General features: G+C 50.2%; 13 protein-coding genes. 9 read left to right on the top strand and 4 right to left on the bottom strand.

The window, feature by feature from the left end; genetic code table 11:
* Nucleotides 1-2: 2 nt before the first annotated feature.
* The 5 genes from KXJ70_RS18120 (at nucleotide 3) to KXJ70_RS18100 (ending at nucleotide 5,260) form a co-directional block, all read left to right on the top strand.
* Nucleotides 3-1,472, top strand: coding sequence for an aldehyde dehydrogenase family protein (locus KXJ70_RS18120; RefSeq protein WP_219044968.1), 1,470 nt, complete (start codon nucleotides 3-5; stop codon nucleotides 1,470-1,472).
* Nucleotide 1,473: 1 nt separating this feature from the next.
* Complete coding sequence (locus KXJ70_RS18115; RefSeq protein ID WP_219044967.1) at nucleotides 1,474-2,262, top strand: SDR family NAD(P)-dependent oxidoreductase; 789 nt, start codon at nucleotides 1,474-1,476, stop codon at nucleotides 2,260-2,262.
* 79 nt (nucleotides 2,263-2,341) lie between these two features.
* The gene (locus KXJ70_RS18110) at nucleotides 2,342-3,628 is read left to right on the top strand and encodes a cytochrome P450 (RefSeq protein ID WP_219044966.1); all 1,287 of its coding nucleotides are present in this window, start codon (nucleotides 2,342-2,344) and stop codon (nucleotides 3,626-3,628) included.
* A 30-nt stretch (nucleotides 3,629-3,658) separates the two neighbouring features.
* On the top strand, nucleotides 3,659-4,801 hold the full coding sequence (locus tag KXJ70_RS18105) for a thiolase family protein (RefSeq protein ID WP_219044965.1): 1,143 nt from the start codon (nucleotides 3,659-3,661) through the stop codon (nucleotides 4,799-4,801).
* An 18-nt stretch (nucleotides 4,802-4,819) separates the two neighbouring features.
* The gene (locus KXJ70_RS18100; protein ID WP_219044964.1) at nucleotides 4,820-5,260 is read left to right on the top strand and encodes a Zn-ribbon domain-containing OB-fold protein; all 441 of its coding nucleotides are present in this window, start codon (nucleotides 4,820-4,822) and stop codon (nucleotides 5,258-5,260) included.
* 106 nt (nucleotides 5,261-5,366) lie between these two features.
* Here the strand turns inward: KXJ70_RS18100 and KXJ70_RS18095 are convergent, their stop codons facing one another.
* Nucleotides 5,367-6,011 carry a TetR/AcrR family transcriptional regulator gene (locus tag KXJ70_RS18095; RefSeq protein WP_219044963.1) on the bottom strand — a complete coding sequence of 215 codons (645 nt, stop codon included), beginning with the start codon at nucleotides 6,009-6,011 and terminating at the stop codon, nucleotides 5,367-5,369.
* A 258-nt stretch (nucleotides 6,012-6,269) separates the two neighbouring features.
* Here KXJ70_RS18095 and KXJ70_RS18090 point away from each other — a divergent pair, with 258 nt between their 5' ends.
* Both KXJ70_RS18090 and KXJ70_RS18085 read left to right on the top strand, forming a co-directional pair.
* The gene (locus KXJ70_RS18090) at nucleotides 6,270-8,750 is read left to right on the top strand and encodes a TonB-dependent receptor (RefSeq protein ID WP_219044962.1); all 2,481 of its coding nucleotides are present in this window, start codon (nucleotides 6,270-6,272) and stop codon (nucleotides 8,748-8,750) included.
* 55 nt (nucleotides 8,751-8,805) lie between these two features.
* A complete protein-coding gene (locus KXJ70_RS18085; protein ID WP_219044961.1) occupies nucleotides 8,806-9,126 on the top strand; it encodes a 2Fe-2S iron-sulfur cluster-binding protein in 321 nt (106 codons plus the stop codon).
* An 85-nt stretch (nucleotides 9,127-9,211) separates the two neighbouring features.
* Here KXJ70_RS18085 and KXJ70_RS18080 read toward each other — a convergent pair whose 3' ends face one another.
* The 3 genes from KXJ70_RS18080 to KXJ70_RS18070 form a co-directional block, all read right to left on the bottom strand.
* Nucleotides 9,212-10,012, bottom strand: coding sequence for an SDR family NAD(P)-dependent oxidoreductase (locus tag KXJ70_RS18080; protein ID WP_219044960.1), 801 nt, complete (start codon nucleotides 10,010-10,012; stop codon nucleotides 9,212-9,214).
* Between the two features lie 103 nt (nucleotides 10,013-10,115).
* A complete protein-coding gene (locus KXJ70_RS18075; RefSeq protein WP_219044959.1) occupies nucleotides 10,116-10,928 on the bottom strand; it encodes a TauD/TfdA dioxygenase family protein in 813 nt (270 codons plus the stop codon).
* 195 nt (nucleotides 10,929-11,123) lie between these two features.
* A complete protein-coding gene (locus KXJ70_RS18070; protein ID WP_219044958.1) occupies nucleotides 11,124-12,749 on the bottom strand; it encodes an AMP-binding protein in 1,626 nt (541 codons plus the stop codon).
* Between the two features lie 225 nt (nucleotides 12,750-12,974).
* On the opposite strand from KXJ70_RS18070, the gene KXJ70_RS18065 reads away from it, so the two are divergent.
* On the top strand, nucleotides 12,975-13,733 hold the full coding sequence (locus tag KXJ70_RS18065; RefSeq protein ID WP_219044957.1) for an SDR family NAD(P)-dependent oxidoreductase: 759 nt from the start codon (nucleotides 12,975-12,977) through the stop codon (nucleotides 13,731-13,733).
* A 69-nt stretch (nucleotides 13,734-13,802) separates the two neighbouring features.
* Entirely contained in the window at nucleotides 13,803-14,966 is a 1,164-nt protein-coding gene (locus KXJ70_RS18060) for an FAS1-like dehydratase domain-containing protein (RefSeq protein ID WP_219044956.1), read from the top strand.
* Nucleotides 14,967-15,573 lie beyond the last annotated feature (607 nt).

Genomic DNA, 15,573 nt, shown 5'->3' with positions numbered 1-15,573 from the left:
TAATGGAATTACCTAAACATGCAGGTTATATCGATGGCCAGATGATTTTGGGCGACGGTCCTCAGTTGGTGGTAGAGAATCCGTCGAGTGGAAAAATGCTATCGCAGATGTCGGGCCTGTCTTTAGCGCAAGTCGAGGAGGCGATTAGGTCGTCTCGGCGAAGCTATGATGCCGGGGTGTGGCGTGATATGCCCTTGGCCAATCGAGCTGGTGTATTGCGTGCATTCGTCGACGCACTTGGCGCGCGTAGCGCGTACATTTCTGAACTTATCGTTGCCGAAGCGGGTTGCCCCAAGGCGAGCGGCGTTATGCATGCTCAAGTTGGAACTCCGTTAAAACACGCCGCTGAGGCTATCGATTTGTTTCTTTCGCTGCCAGAGTATGAAGAAAACCCGCTGCCTGTTTCGGAGCGCATTAACCCCATGGGCAAGGTGGTGCAGAGTCTTAGGCGATTTACCTCGATTGGTGTGGTGTCGGCAATAGCGGCTTATAATTTCCCTTTCTATACCGCTGTTTGGAAAATCATTCCCGCGCTGATCGCGGGGAATTCGGTGATCTTACGTCCAAGTCCGCTAACACCGCTATCGGCGATGGTATTCGCGGAGGCGGCACAAGATGCGGGAATCCCCGATGGGGTCTTGAATATAGTGCTTGAGGCGGGCCTCGAGGGCGGGCAGTTGCTAACAACGCATCCGCTGGTTGATATGGTGGCTTTCACCGGTTCGTCAAAGGTCGGCGAATTGATTATGGCGCAGGCAGCGCCATCCATGAAACGCTTACAGCTAGAGCTTGGCGGTAAGTCCGCGCAAATATTTCTACCGGATGCCCTAGACAAGTTTTTACCCTCGGCGATGGGAGTCATGTTGGCTCACGCCGGTCAGGGCTGCGCGTTGGGAACGCGCATTTTTGTTCCGGAAGAGAATAAGTCTGAATTGTTGGCCAAGCTTGCAGGGGCGTTGACTAGAATAAAAATAGGCGCCGCGGATTCTGCTGAGACCCAAATGGGGCCGGTCATTAGTGCAGCGCAGCGCGACCGCTGTGAGTATTTTGTTAAGGCGGCGGTCGAGAGCGGTGGGACGGTCGTCTTCGGCGGTGGCCGTCCGCCGCAATTGCATGAGGGTTACTTCTTCGAGCCGACCGTGCTGGACTTACCTGACAATAACAACCCCGCCGCGCAAGATGAAATCTTTGGCCCGGTTGTTTCTATTATTGGATATCGAGATATCGATCACGCTATAGCGATGGCAAATGATTCTCGGTTTGGTTTGTCTGGCTATGTGTTTGGCGGTGACACCAAGCAGGCACTAGACGTGGCATTAAAAATTAAAAGTGGGACGGTCAATATAAATGGTGGCGTAATGAGTGCCTATGCATCATCCGGTGGTCAGCGATTAAGCGGCACTGGCAGAGAGCGGGGTGTTGAAGGTTTGCGTCTTTATCAGCAATTAACATGTATCAATATTGGAGGCTAAGATGGTGAAGGGGCTGGTAGACGGCAAAGTGGTTGTCATTACGGGTGCTGGGTCGGGAGTGGGCCGCGCAGCCTGCCTATTGTTCGCTGAGCACGGCGCAAAGATCGTTGCCGCTGATATTAGTAGCGAGGCGGTGGAGGTAACTGCCGCAGAGGTGGAAAAGGCCGGTGGTGAAGCTATTGCGGTTTTATGTGATGTTGTCAGTGCGGAGTCGGTGGAGAGTCTGGTTAAAGCGGCGGTCGCTAAATTCGGCAGGCTTGATGTGATGTATAACAACGCTGGTATCACTACGCGGCCAGGCCTGTCGTTTATGGAGTCTAGCGACGAGGATATGGATAAGCTGGCAGCGGTAAATATAAAGGGCGTTATTCACGGTTGTCAGTCGGCTATCCGTCAATTCGACGCACAGGGCGACGGTGGCGCTATTGTTTCTACTGCGTCGGTTGCGGGCCTAATCGGCTTTGGTGGCGTGCTTTATGGCTCAAGCAAGGGGGCTATTACAACCTTGACTCGCACCTTGGCCTTGGAGTTCGCCAGTAAAGGAATACGTGTTAACGCGGTGTGTCCGGCTGCTATGCCTACTAATTTTGGCGGTGCGGCGTTAAAAAATTCTGAGTTGGGGCAGAAGCATACCGCCGCGCTCCACCCGCTCGGACGTATTATTACGCCGGAGGAGTGCGCAGCCGCGGCATTGTTCTTGGCGTCGGATTTAGCATCAAACATAACCGGAGTAAATCTACCGGTAGACGGCGGGATGTCGGCGGGAAAGTCGCTTTCGGCGAGCCGATAAAGTGTGCCGAACGGTCGTGGTTTGACACGGAGAAATAATTTATATCGCTGCGCAGTTTACGGCGTAATCGAGGTGGAATATGAGTGACAAATTAGTATCTGATGATTCGCTTTACGAAGAGCTTTTTGATGTTGAGAAAGAAACTGCAGCGACGGGCGGACACATTGTAGGAGATTTAAGCGATCAATTGAGTGGTTTGCGGGATACCGCGGCGGTCATGAAAGGATCTCTGCGTGAGATTTTAAATTTTCCTGAAATTCATCAGGCTTTTAATTGCAAGCGTGAGCACTATACCGTTTTTTCGTACGAGCTTTGTAATCGTGCGCTGCGTGAAAATTTATTGTTCTCTTCTGAGGTGTATAAAGAAAGTCCTGGCGTGCAACGTATGGGGCATGTCATTTTAAAAATGGTGGGTAAGGAACACCTCGCCTATCGGAGTATGGTTCAGCCGATGTTTATTCGCCCACGGGCGATAGATTGGTGGAAAAAGAACTGGATTGAAGGCTCTGTAAAAGCACTTTTGGACCGAATGGAGGGCAGGTCGGCGACAGCGGATTTAAACCAGGATTTATGTGCTCGTTTACCGGTACATATTGTGACTCAGGGCATGGGTTTGAGTGGCGATAGCGCACTGGCATTCCGTGAAAACCTTATGAAAAGTACCGTTCAATCTAGAAGTCTGCCTATTGAGGAAGTGATGAAATCGGCGGCGGAGGTGGAGCGGATGTTGCGTGAGGTAATTAGCGCTCGGCGCGAGCAACCAGCTGATGACGTGATTACCGGTTTGGTGCAGGGTGTTCTCAATTTACCAGATGAAGAGGCCCGCGGTTTAACAGATGATGAAATTTTTGCTTATGCACGGTTGATCATGTTGGCCGGCGGCGGAACAACATGGCGTCAGTTGGGGATTACATTATATCAATTGCTTAGGAAGCCGGAATTGTGGGAAGCGTGTCGTAATGACCGGAGTCTGATTGAGCGCGCTATTGATGAAGGCGCTCGCTGGATGCCAACCGATCCAATTTTTCCGCGTCTGGTAACGAAAGATGTTGAATTGGCTGGAGTGAAAATACCGGCTGGGTCGAGAATAGATATGTGTTTGGGGTCGGCAAATCGCGACCCGTCGATATGGGACCGGCCCGATGAATACGACATCTATCGCGAGCGGAAATCACATTTGGGTTTTGGGATGGGGCCGCACCGCTGTCTAGGTATGGAGGTCGCCAAACAAGAAATGCTAGTTGCGATAAATGGACTGATGGATCGCTTTCCAAATATCCAACTAGATATGAGCGCTCCACCAGCAGAGCTGGTGGGTGGTCTTGAACAGCGCGGTATGTCATCGGTTCCAGTAACGCTATATTGATGATATGTGCTTTGTTAAAGGGGTAGTACATTGACTAGAGGCGCATGTGCGATTGTCGGGATGGGCGTGACAGCGCAAGGTTTAAACCTTGGGCTTGAGGCGCGCGAGTTGCGTTCGCAGGCAGTTGATCTGGCATTAGCGGATGCGGGTTTAGAGCGGGATGCTATCGACGGCTACATTCGCTGCTTCGTCGACCGAGAAGACTTGCGGTATATGGGCTTGTCACCGAATTTCTCGGTGTCAATGATGACTGGTGGAGCAACGCCGGTCTTTAGTCTGCTTACCGCTATTGGAATGATTCAGTCTGGGCAGGCGGAAATGGTTGCCTGTGTATACGGGGAGGCGCATTCGGCAAGAGCCGCGCGTGGGGTGCAGCCGATTGGCGCATATGGTTACGGCTATCCAATGCTTTATGGCTTAATGGGGGCGGCCGCAACTCATGCGTTTCATGCTCGGCGTCATATGCATTTGTACGGAACCACATCGAGGCATCTTGGCGCGGTTGCGGTGACCCAGCGCGATTACGCAGTGAAACGCCCTGGTACATTAGGTTATGGCAAACCAATTACGCTCGACGAGCATCAAGCTTCGCCTATGATTGCAGATCCATTTCGGCGTTTAGACTGCACGCGGGATACCGATGGTGGTGTGGCTGTGTTGGTTACAAGTGCTGAGCGCGCGCGGCAGTTACACGCGAAGCCAATATACCTTTTGGGCGGCGGAACAGGGCACAATATTGCGAATTGGCACAAGGGTGTGCCATTCGACAACCACGACAATATCGAGCCGGCGAAGCGGCGGGCATTTGCACAGGCCGGGATGACAATCGCAGATATTGATATGGCGCAGCTTTATGATCCGTTTACTATTTCGCCGCTAATGCAGCTAGAAGCTTACGGTGTTATTGCTGCTGGCCAGGGCGGGGCGTTTTATGCCGACGGTGGGGCTGGACCAGAGGGAAAGATGCCGACTAATACGGGTGGCGGCCAGCTTTCGGCTTACTACACAACTGGGTTTACGGGCATTATAGAAGCGATTATCCAGCTCCGAGGAGATGCCGGCGAAGGACAATTGAAAAAGGCGGGTACGGCGCTGGTTAGCGGGCATGGTATGAATGCCGGTGTGCAGAATACCTGGGCACACGCATCCTTAATTCTTGGTAGCGAGCAGTAGCGAATTCTTGGTGCTGACATGAGTAATAGCGTGACAACTGAAACCGATAATAAACATTTAGACACTATTCTTAAGGTGGGTGGCGACCCTGCCGATCTGCCATTCTGGAACGCATGTGAAGACGAACTGTTTTTAATTCACCAGTGCCAGCGTTGCAAACGTGGCTACTGGCCGGCGAGCCGCTGTGTAGATCACGGCAATGAGGCCATGGAATGGGTGGCGGCGTCCGGTAAAGCGACTTTGCACACCTATACTATTATTCACCGCACCCACCTTGCCTCGATGAAAGACAAAGTGCCGTTTGTTGTCGGTGTTGTTGAGCTTGACGAGGGGCCTTTCTTTCATACCAATATTGTCGACTGCTCACATAGCATGCTTGAGCTTGGGATGCCGCTCCAAGTTAAGATGGCAAGACATGAAAATGGCCTAATGTTGCCCATGTTCATGCCAGCGAATTAACCTTGCCCATCAAAATGTATCGACACGGCCTTAAAGGTATATAGGCTCGAACATATTTATGCAGTTTGTTAGGTGTCTTTTTAACGTGCCTAATCTCAAGACGAGATTATTTTCTTTTTCTTTTTGGCGGGTTGGCTTTCGCACCAGCCAAAACGGTGTCGACAACAGCGTCGATATAGCTCAATTTAACCGGCTCACCGAGAGTCAGTAGGCGGCGAAGGATTGGTGCGGAAAACAGGTCGCTAATTAATTCTGCGTCGGTGTGTTCTGGAAGTTCACCGCGGTCAATTCCGCGTTGCACCATTAATGTTCGATATCGCCGTGCTCGACCTAGTAGTTCGTCGGCCAAGGGCTTCATGCCAGGATCGGTTGAGTTGTTTAGGGCGATCATCGCGCCGCGCGCCATCGGATTTTTTGTTCGCCTAATCATTATCCGAAGATATTGAATCAAATCTTCTCTGAGTACGCCGCTATCTGGAAACTCGTGTTCCGCTATATAGCTATTTCGAATGGCATCTATCACTAATTCATTTTTGGTGGGCCAGCGGCGATAAATAGTAGTTTTGTTTACACCAGCCTTTTCGGCAACGTCTTCTACTCGCAGCGCCGCATAGCCAACATTATTGAGTTCCTCACAGGTAGAGCGAAGCACGTCATTGACGACTTTGGCTGCCCGGCCTTGCTTTTGTATTCCGGAAGTGCGGCGGTCTTTTGGAGCGGTTTGAGTGTCGGGAGTAGTTAGTTTTGCCAAAGTGGAATCCGCCTGGAAAGTTTTTGAAGTCGGTATGATTGTACCCCTAGTTGCCTTCTATATAAAACACGGAATTACAGGGCTATAATTAATGGCAACTAGTTGTTGTTTTTATTGTGCGGCGCAATTATAGTAGATACTTACTTAATAAATGGCTATGGCGATATCACCACGCCGTCGTCAATAGTTGCGCGCTGCCGCCTTAAGTGGGTGGGAAGAGCAGAGCTAGATAATAAATATAAGAAAAGTAGAGGGTGTATGTTAAAAAGTATGGGTGGCTTGTATTCATCTGTTTGCGGTATAGCAGCCTTCGGAATTGTACTTTTTTCCACTCCCGCAATGTCTGCGGAGAAGAAATCGAAAGTACTACTTGAAGAGGTGATAGTTACGGCTCAGCGACGGGAGCAAAATGCCCAAGATGTCGCGACATCTATGTCAGTTTTTAGCCAGCAACAGATTGCTGACGCCAATATTTCTAGCACTACTGATTTAGCATCAATCACGCCGTCAATGTCAGTTAATACTATGTTTGGCCCCGACAACGCGGCGTTCAACATCCGCGGATTCTCCAAAGAATTGCGTACGACTGCGACGGTAGGGGTTTATTTTGCCGAAGTCGTCGCGCCACGTGGGCAGATACTCCAGACTTCTGGTGACGGTGCCGGACCCGGTACCTTGTTTGATTTACAAAATATTCAAGTGCTCAAGGGCCCCCAGGGTACTCTTTTCGGCAGAAATACAACGGGTGGTTCCGTTTTGCTAATGCCTCAGCGACCAACAGACTTATATGAAGGCTATGTAGAACTTTCGGCGGGAAACTACAATATGTATGGAGGGCAATTTGTTGTTAACACTCCCATTACCGACAATATAAGAATGCGTTTTGGCATAGATAAGAAAAATCGTGATGGGTATTTGAAAAATCTTAGCGGTATTGGTGGGAGTGATTTTGGCGATGCTAATCACTTCGCGGCTCGCCTTAGTTTGGTTGTTGATATAACTGATACGCTTGAGAGCTATACGGTTCTGAATTATTCTGAATCCGATTCCAAAGGCTATACATCAAAGCTTTTTGCCTGTAATGCAAATCCAGCAGAAGCACCTTTTAGTATATTTAGACCGCAGGCCTGTGAGCGGCAACTTCAGCGTCAGGAAGCTGCGGGAGATGGATTTTACGATGTGATAAGTACCGTTGAAGATCCCGGTACGGAGATTGAAGATTATAGAATCATTAATCATTTTACTTGGATGGCAACTGACAATATTACGATTAAAAATATTGTTTCTTATTCACATTTAGAGTCATTTAATAATCAGGACCTGTTTGGCACCCAGTTTACTGAAGTGCAGTCATCCATTATCGATTTAGGTGTGCCAATTGGCCTGATTGACTCACGCCGTGAATTTTTACATGGCTATTCGATTGTTCATCCTGATTTCCCTGTAACTAGTCAAGAATCAATAACAGTCGAGCTGCAAGCGATAGGGCTATCGCTAGATCAAAAATTACAATGGCAAACTGGTCTCTACTATGAAAAAAGTAGCCCAGATGGTCCCTCTGGGAATATCACCGCGAGTTCACTTAATTGTGAGTTGAAATCACTTGCCACCGGTGATCCATCTCAATTTAATTGTTTTGATCTCGCCGCGGGTTTAATTGGCACCGTGCTTGTACAAGCATTCGAGACTGAATATACCAATAAGGCGGTCTATGCACAGGCGACTTACGATATATTAGAAAACCTCAGTGTGACTGTCGGTGCTCGATACACAATGGATAAAACTGAGGGTGCTGCGAACAAAGAGAAATACGGATTTACTGCAAATTTGTTAACGAGATCTGAAAATTTTTCCCAGATCGCAATACAAGAAAGCAATGCGCCGACAGGCGTCTTTGAGCTTCAATATCGTCCCGTGGACGGTGTGATGACTTATGCTAAATATGTCCGTGGCTATCGCCAGGGTGGTATTAACTTAGCTACTGATCCCGGTGTTGACGTGTATGGCGAGGAGACCGTTGATAACTACGAAATTGGTGCGAAGACTGAATTCTATTGGCCGGTTCCTACTCGCTTTAATATCTCTGTCTACGATAACGACCTAAGAGATATGCAGTTACAGAGTGGCTTTGTTTCGCAAACTTCAGGCTCTACCACCGCAATTTTTAATGCCGGTAGGGCAAGTATTCGCGGTGTAGAATTTGATGGTTATATGCAGCTATTTGAGCGTCTTAGCACAAGCTTCTCCTATTCATATATTGATAGTGAGCTTGTCGAGCAAAATCTTGAATCAAATCAGCAGCGGGTTTCTAGCGCGGCGGGACCCGTCGGCGGGCTAACCTTTACACCAATTGCCGTTCAAGGTGACACTCTGCCGTATACGCCAGACCATTCATATACCATCTCGCTTGATTATCTAATGATAAAGTCTGAGGGCTGGGGCGATGTTGATGTTGGTGCAACTTATGCTAGTACCGGAAAGCAACGAGCAACTGCGTCAAGCTTTTCTCCCTTCTCTGAACTAGATAAGTTTTCAGTACTGAATTTAAATTTGAATTGGACAAATGTCTTCGCTACTCCATTAAGCCTTTCCCTGTTCGCTACCAACATTACCGATGAAGAGTACGTCACATTTGTGGCTGGTACCTATAATGCCTTGGGCATTGATTCCAGATCTGCTGGCCAGCCGAAGATGTACGGTATGCGCCTTAAGTATAATTTTGGTGAATCGGCAAATTAGCACACATTGATAGGTATTGAATTTTCACACCTTATTAAGGATCGAGATTTCGCAGATGGCAAAAGTAAAATACATTTCATTCACTGGAGAGTTCGTGATAGTGGATGTCGGCGTCGGTGAGAACTTAATGCAAGCGGCATTGGATAATAATGTGAGTGGGATTCTCGGTGATTGTGGTGGCGGCTGTGCTTGCGCAACCTGCCATTGTATTGTCGGTGAAGGGTGGGGTGAGGAAATTGGTGAACCCAGCGGTCATGAAAATGATTTGTTGGACGGTTTGCTAGAGCGGAGTAAGCGAAGTCGCTTGAGCTGCCAATTAATAATGAGTCAAGATCTTGATGGCTTAGAGGTTCATCTTCCTGAAACGCAATTTTAAAGCGTAAGCTTTTAAATCTCCCCAAGGATTATCCTTGCGCCCGCCTAGCTAACGAATACAAACGTAGCTTGCTACATCGCGAATATTACTGCCCAAAAACCCGAGCGCTAGCAATATCAATTTGCAAAATACGTTCGCGCCGATCTTTTGCAGATTGAAAGCCGTATCCTGCTTCGTCGTCTTCTAGACCCCAATTGCAAATCGGACCTTTGCGTAAATGCGTTAACGCTGTTTTCGCGACGTCAGCGGGATTGGCGATATTGTCTGGTAGCGGTAAACCTTTGCTATCAAGTAGTTTGCGCAGTGCGGGGGTATCGGTCATGCTCAGTGCCATATATAACACATCGACTTCGTCGCTGCGCAGCTCGGCCCATAGTGATTCGGCAAAGCAGAGTTCAAAGGCTTTGCTGGCAGAGTAGCTGGCCATATAGCTGGCGCCGCCGTAGCAGCCGCCAGAGCCGATCAGCAAAATGCCGCCGCGTTTGCGGGCTTGCATTTTTTGGCCGAAGTGGTGGCAGCATTTGATCTTGCTTAACACATTGCGCTGAATGATTTGGGTCCAGGTGCCGATGTCGCTATCTAGAAAATGCGAACCATTGGGATCGGCGCCGGCATTCGAAACATAGAGGCCAATCTCGCGCTCGCCAACAGCGGCGACAATCTTGTCGCAGGCTTCGTTGGCGCTAAGATCAATGGCTAAACATAGGCACTCAACATCAAATTCATTTTCAATCTCATCGGCCAGTGCGCGCAGAGGTGCCTCGCGCCGCGCGATTAAAATGCAGTCTAAGCCTTGCGCGGCGATCTGTTTGGCAAGCTCACGGCCAATGCCTTCTGAGGCGCCGGCGATGATAGCCCAGGGTCCGTAGCGGTCAGTAAAGTTCATGTTGTTGATGCCTTGATGACAGGGTTATTATTTTTATTGTTTTGCTGGCAAAAAATCTAAAAGCGCGGCAGACGGTGTCGGCCGCAGCTTCGGTGAGCATGCCTTAAGCGAAGGACTCTTCACCAGCCAGTTTGGTGCGGTGCATCATACGACCGCTGTCTAGCGGGTATGCGGTAGCGCGGTGCATGGTGCCGGTGTTATCCCATATCACCAAATCGCCGACTTTCCACTGGTGGCGATAAACGTATTTCGGATTTGTTGCGTAGTCGCGCAACTTGACGAGCAGGGCGCGACCAGCCTGATATTCCATGCCTTCAATATAGGCAGCCGTTGAGCCTAATACCAGGGAGTTGCGCCCTGATTTGTGTTTCCAAACTAGTGGCAAGGTGTTGGACGGTACATGGCGCCAGCCCGAGATCTCTGCGTAGCTAGGTTCCGGGTGCACATACAGTTGCGCGTTTTCCAGGCTGTGTACCACTTTATAATTGTGATACTCCTGCTTTTCTTCATCGCTCAGATCATCATAGGCGGTGTAGGTGTTGCAGAACTCAGTGTCGCCACCGGTTTCTGATAAACGCTTGGCAGTTAGCAGTGATGCGAGTATGGGTACGTTTAATGTGGTGCCATCGATATGCCAGTAAAAAGCGCCCTTTAAATACTCGGCCTGTGCATTTTCTTTGGTATCCAGGGTGACCTTGTAGATGCCTTTATCCCCTTCATCTACAACATTGCCGAGGGTCGCGGTAAAGGCAAGTTGTTGGGCATCACTCATATTGATTTCGCGAAAGACGACCACCCCACGACGCTCAAGTATGTCGCGTATTTCACTGGCGTATTTGCCACTCAATAGGGTGGTGATATCGGAGTGAATTTCGGTGCCGATGCGGGGAGTTAAGTCGGTGCTGGAAAAACTCATTCTACTGAACCTTTAAAAATAAGTGCTAATTCGTTAGTTGGATCTACATTCAGTGCTAAGGGATTATGCTTTTGAGCAAAATTAACAATGTCGGCGTGCCGCTGGGACGAATCTGTAAAGTTATCAGCCGTAGTACAAAGATAAGTCACACTTCATTGTTAGTCAACAGTGATGTTGAATAGTGGTTGACTTGGTTTATCCGTTTTGCTTCGCCAATAGTGCGTCGCGAATTTTATGTTTAAGTATTTTGCCGGCATCGTTTTTAAGTAATTGCGTGACAAATTCAATTTGTTCCGGAATTTTGAATTTGGCGATGCCTTTATCAATTAAGTAATGCTGGATATCTTTCAGCGTTATTTTCTCGTCGCCGGCACCAACGATCACCGCACAGGCGCGCTCGCCGGTTTTATCATCGGGCAGTCCAACAATGGCGATCTCGGCGATGGCCGGGTGGCCCAGCAGTAAATCCTCTACTTCTTTCGGTGCGATGTTCTCACCATTGCGGATGATGATGTCTTTAAGACGTCCCGCGATGACAAGGTAGCGTTCGTCGATCCAGCGACCCAAATCCCCCGAGCGAAAGTATCCGTCTGTATCAAAAACCTTGGCTTCGTCTTCGGCGTGAACATAGCCGATTAACATTTGCGGGCCCTTCGCAACGATCTCGCCGGTGTCTGCTGCGGCGCCTTCGCTAGAGCTTAGTTTTAAGTGGGCGATACCCGGCAGGCCATCGGTGTCGGCGGCGTGATCAGCATCGCCGGGGTCTGTTACACCCACCGTCATTACTGGCACTTCGGTTGATCCGTAAACCCGTGTTACCACGGCGCTATCGAAATAGGCGCTGGCGCGGCGGATTAATGCCGGTGGCACTGACGCGCCGCCACAGATAAAGACCTTCAAATCGGGAAGATGCGTTTCAGCTAATTCGGCGGCAGCGAGGAGTTGTACGAGGAATGGCGTGGCGCCCGCGAAGTGGCTAATTTTTTCTCTAATCATTATGTCCATTGCCGCCTCGGCATCCCAGCGTTCCATTAATACCGCGGTGCAGCCAAGTAAAATTGGGCACTCAAAGGCATAGATAGAGCCGCCAATATGACTGATAGGGGATGCGACCAGAAAGCGGTCATTGGCTGCGATGTGCCAGTGTTCCCCTAGTTGATGGATCAGTGCGCGAATGGAGTTGTGGCTGTGCATGACGCCCTTTGGGCTGCCGGTGGTGCCGGAGGTGTACATCACCATTCGCACTCCATCGGGATCTACGTCGGGGAGGCTTGTGCTTGTGGAATTGGTGAACAGTGATTCGTAGCTTATATGAGGACCGGCTTGGCCGCGTACAACGACCACATCCAGTGACTTACTGAGGCTCGCCTGCACGCTGCAAAGCATATCGGCACAGGGGTTGCCGCGAAATTCTTGCGGGATAAAAATCATTCTGCTGCCGATGTCTTCCAGCATATATCGCAGATCGTGCTCACGTAGCGATGGTAAAACGGGGTGGGCAACCATGCCGGCCATGGTTGCGGCCAGGTAGATTGTTGCCGCTTCGTGCCAGTTGGGTAGCATGAAAGACACGACGCTGCCCACGGGCATAACGCTCATCATATGCTGCGATAAATATTGCGCTTGCTGGTATAGCTCGGCGGCCGTTACGTGTACGTCGCCGTCGATGATGACAATGTGCTCTGGGTGTTTGGCCGCGCGTTGCCCCAGGGTGTCGGTCAGGGTTTCTTTTGCCCAAAGGCCATCGGCGTAGGCTTGGTCGGCTAGTTTTTGATCCCAGCGTATTGACCAACCGGCTATATTTTTTCTTTTTGCACTCACAATAAAACCCTTGCAGCGCATCGCGCTATATGTAGAAAAGCTGTTGTTTCGCCCTCTGTAGCGAATATTTGCACTCCCGTTTTGACGGTGAATGCGGCGCTGTTCGAGGGCGTATTGCCAAAATGCGCTGGCAAGTAATCAACATAGGTGATTATAATACCCCGTAGCATAAGTGTGCTGTTGGATGAATTCCAGTCGCAGAGTGAAAATAATGAGGATAACTCTATGAGAGTGGCGATTATTACCGGTGCCGCCGGCGGTATTGGCGCGGCCACCACCAAGCTACTGCTTGAGCAGGGCATGGCCGTTGTGGGTGTGGGACGCGATGTTGCGAAATTGGCAGCACTGGAAGATCAGATGGCCGCGGGCGATCGTCTCGCGACTATCGCCGTTGATATCGCCACCGACGACGCGCCGAAAGCGATAGTAGATTTCACCCTTGAGCGCTTTGGCAGCATAGATGTGCTGGTGAATAACGCCGGAATAGGCAGTCCCAAACCACTGCATGAAACCGATGACGACACCCTGGATCATTTCCTCGGGATTATGTTGCGCGCGCCGTTTCGTTTAGCGCGGGATGTCATTGTCCATATGAAGTCGGGCTCCGCAATCGTGAATGTCACCTCGACGTTTGCGGTCATTGGCGGTCGTCGCGGCGGTGCCTATTCAGCGGCGAAGGGTGGCTTAACATCGTTGACCATGCACATGGCGTGCGAATACGGGCCGCAGGGCATTCGCTCTAACTGTGTGGCGCCGGGCGTAACGATGACTGATATGGTGCGCGCGCGTTTCGATGATCCCGGTTTTCAAAAAATGAATGTGGATACCACGCCTTACCCGCGTTTGGGTGAGGTAGAAGATATTGCCAGCACGATCGCCTTTCTGTGCTCACCTGGCGGTGAATTTATCAACGGCCAAACTATTGTGGTTGATGGCGGGTGGTCAAATTGCAAATACCTTTCTCCGCGCATTTTGAATAGCTGAGTTAACGATAATTTTAAATCGCCATTGTTAGCGGTGGCAGAAATCTGAAGAATTTTTAGGAGTTTAGCAATGAGCGACAAGAGCCTGGATTGTTCTGATCTAGATCAGTATATGGGTAAACCAATTGCCCCGGCAAAAATGAAAGAGCCCTTACACAACAACGATATTCGGCGCTGGGTGCAGGCGATGCACTACCCAAATTTAATGCATTACGATCACGATTTTGCCGCTGAAGGCCGCTATGGCCGCATTGTGGCGCCGCAATCTTTCGCGGTGGGGGTAGATGATGGTCACGGTGCTGGCCCAGCTTGTGTGGGGTGTATACCCGATTCCCATCTTATTTTTGGCGGCGATGAGTGGTGGTTTTACGGTCCGCGTATTTTTGGTGGCGACGAGATTACCAATGAAAAAGTACCCTTCGATTACGCCGTAAAACAAACCGGTTTTGCTGGACCTACTTGCTTCCAGCGCGGTGACAATAATTATTACAATCAAAATGGCGACTTCATTGCCAAGCAGCGTTCCACCGCGATTCGCTACGCGCGGGACTCGGCGGTTGAAATGGGTTCTATGGATAACACCGAAGACCCAGTGTGGACCGCAGAAGAGCTTAAAGAGCTGGAAACTAAAAAGTACGAGTACATCAAAATGATGCACGAGCTTGGTCACGGCAAACGTTATTGGGATGACGTTAAGGTGGGTGATGAGCTTCCTGTGCGTATTATTGGCCCTCATAGTGTTGCCAGTTTCACTACTGAGTGGCGCGCTTATTTATTCACTATTTGGGGTGGCACTCACCGTCCTGGTATGGATATGGCCTCATTTGGTTTTACCGAAGAGTTTGCCGGTCATGAAAATGACCCGGTGATGGAACGCGATAACCCGGAGTGGACCGACGGCGCTTATTTTGGTCCCTCGCGTGGGCACTTATTCCCCGAGTGGGCTCGTCGTGTCGGCATGCCGCGCGGCTATGGCTACGGCGCGTCGATGGGGGCATGGATTCTGGATTATTTAGCTGGTTGGGCGGGCGAGTGGGGTCAAGTTGTTCACTCTAAAGCCTCTTACCGCGGTCCCGCATTTACCGGCGATATCACGATTATGCAGGCGACCGTGACGGATAAAACCGTTGATGACGAAGGCAGAAATATTATTCAGGTCGATTATAAAATGCGCAGCCAGACCGGGACGGTCATGGCGACGGCGACTGCGGAAGTAGAGCTGCCGACGCGCTAGGCGTGGTAGACCTTTAAAAACCACGTCATCCCCGACCCCGATCGGGGATCCAGTGAGCGAAGCGAATGCTTTTAGCGTCGGATGTCAGACGTCTGAAGTCCGACGCAATGGTGGTTGCGAATAGCCCGAGGTCTATGGATCCTCAATCAAGTTGAGGATGACGGCGTTAGTTGAGGATGACAGCAGCGGTGCGTTGAGGATGACATCATCACACTTCGTTTTCCTCGACTTTTATAACCACGTCATCCCCGACCCCGATCGGGGATCCAAGTGAGCGAAGCGAATGCTTTTAGCGTCGGTCTTCTGACGCCAGACGTCAGACGCAACTGAGAGTGCTACAAAGCCCGAGGTATATGGATCCTCAATCAAGTTGAGGATGACGGCGGTAGTTGAGGATGACGGCGTTAGTTGAGGATGACGGCGTTAGTTGAGGATGACAGCAGCGGTGCGTTGAGGATGACATCATCACACTTCGTCTTCCTCGACCTTTAAAAACCACGTCATCCCCGACCCCGATCGGGGATCCAAGTGAGCGAAGCGAATGTCTTTAGCGTCGGTCTTCTGACGCCAGACGTCAGACGTAACTGTGAGTTCGGCAACGTTCGAG

The organism is Zhongshania aquimaris, from assembly GCF_019312595.1.
In the GTDB taxonomy this organism is placed as follows: Bacteria; Pseudomonadota; Gammaproteobacteria; order Pseudomonadales; family Spongiibacteraceae; genus Spongiibacter; species Spongiibacter aquimaris.
This window is presented reverse-complemented; position numbering and strand designations above follow the sequence as displayed.

Coding starts and splice junctions, on each gene's coding strand:
- KXJ70_RS18120 (WP_219044968.1), top strand. CDS start 3: ATGGAATTACCTAAACATGCAGGTTATATCGATGGCCAGATGATTTTG.
- KXJ70_RS18115 (WP_219044967.1), top strand. CDS start 1,474: ATGGTGAAGGGGCTGGTAGACGGCAAAGTGGTTGTCATTACGGGTGCT.
- KXJ70_RS18110 (WP_219044966.1), top strand. CDS start 2,342: ATGAGTGACAAATTAGTATCTGATGATTCGCTTTACGAAGAGCTTTTT.
- KXJ70_RS18100 (WP_219044964.1), top strand. CDS start 4,820: ATGAGTAATAGCGTGACAACTGAAACCGATAATAAACATTTAGACACT.
- KXJ70_RS18090 (WP_219044962.1), top strand. CDS start 6,270: ATGTTAAAAAGTATGGGTGGCTTGTATTCATCTGTTTGCGGTATAGCA.
- KXJ70_RS18085 (WP_219044961.1), top strand. CDS start 8,806: ATGGCAAAAGTAAAATACATTTCATTCACTGGAGAGTTCGTGATAGTG.
- KXJ70_RS18080 (WP_219044960.1), bottom strand. CDS start 10,012: ATGAACTTTACTGACCGCTACGGACCCTGGGCTATCATCGCCGGCGCC.
- KXJ70_RS18075 (WP_219044959.1), bottom strand. CDS start 10,928: ATGAGTTTTTCCAGCACCGACTTAACTCCCCGCATCGGCACCGAAATT.
- KXJ70_RS18065 (WP_219044957.1), top strand. CDS start 12,975: ATGAGAGTGGCGATTATTACCGGTGCCGCCGGCGGTATTGGCGCGGCC.
- KXJ70_RS18060 (WP_219044956.1), top strand. CDS start 13,803: ATGAGCGACAAGAGCCTGGATTGTTCTGATCTAGATCAGTATATGGGT.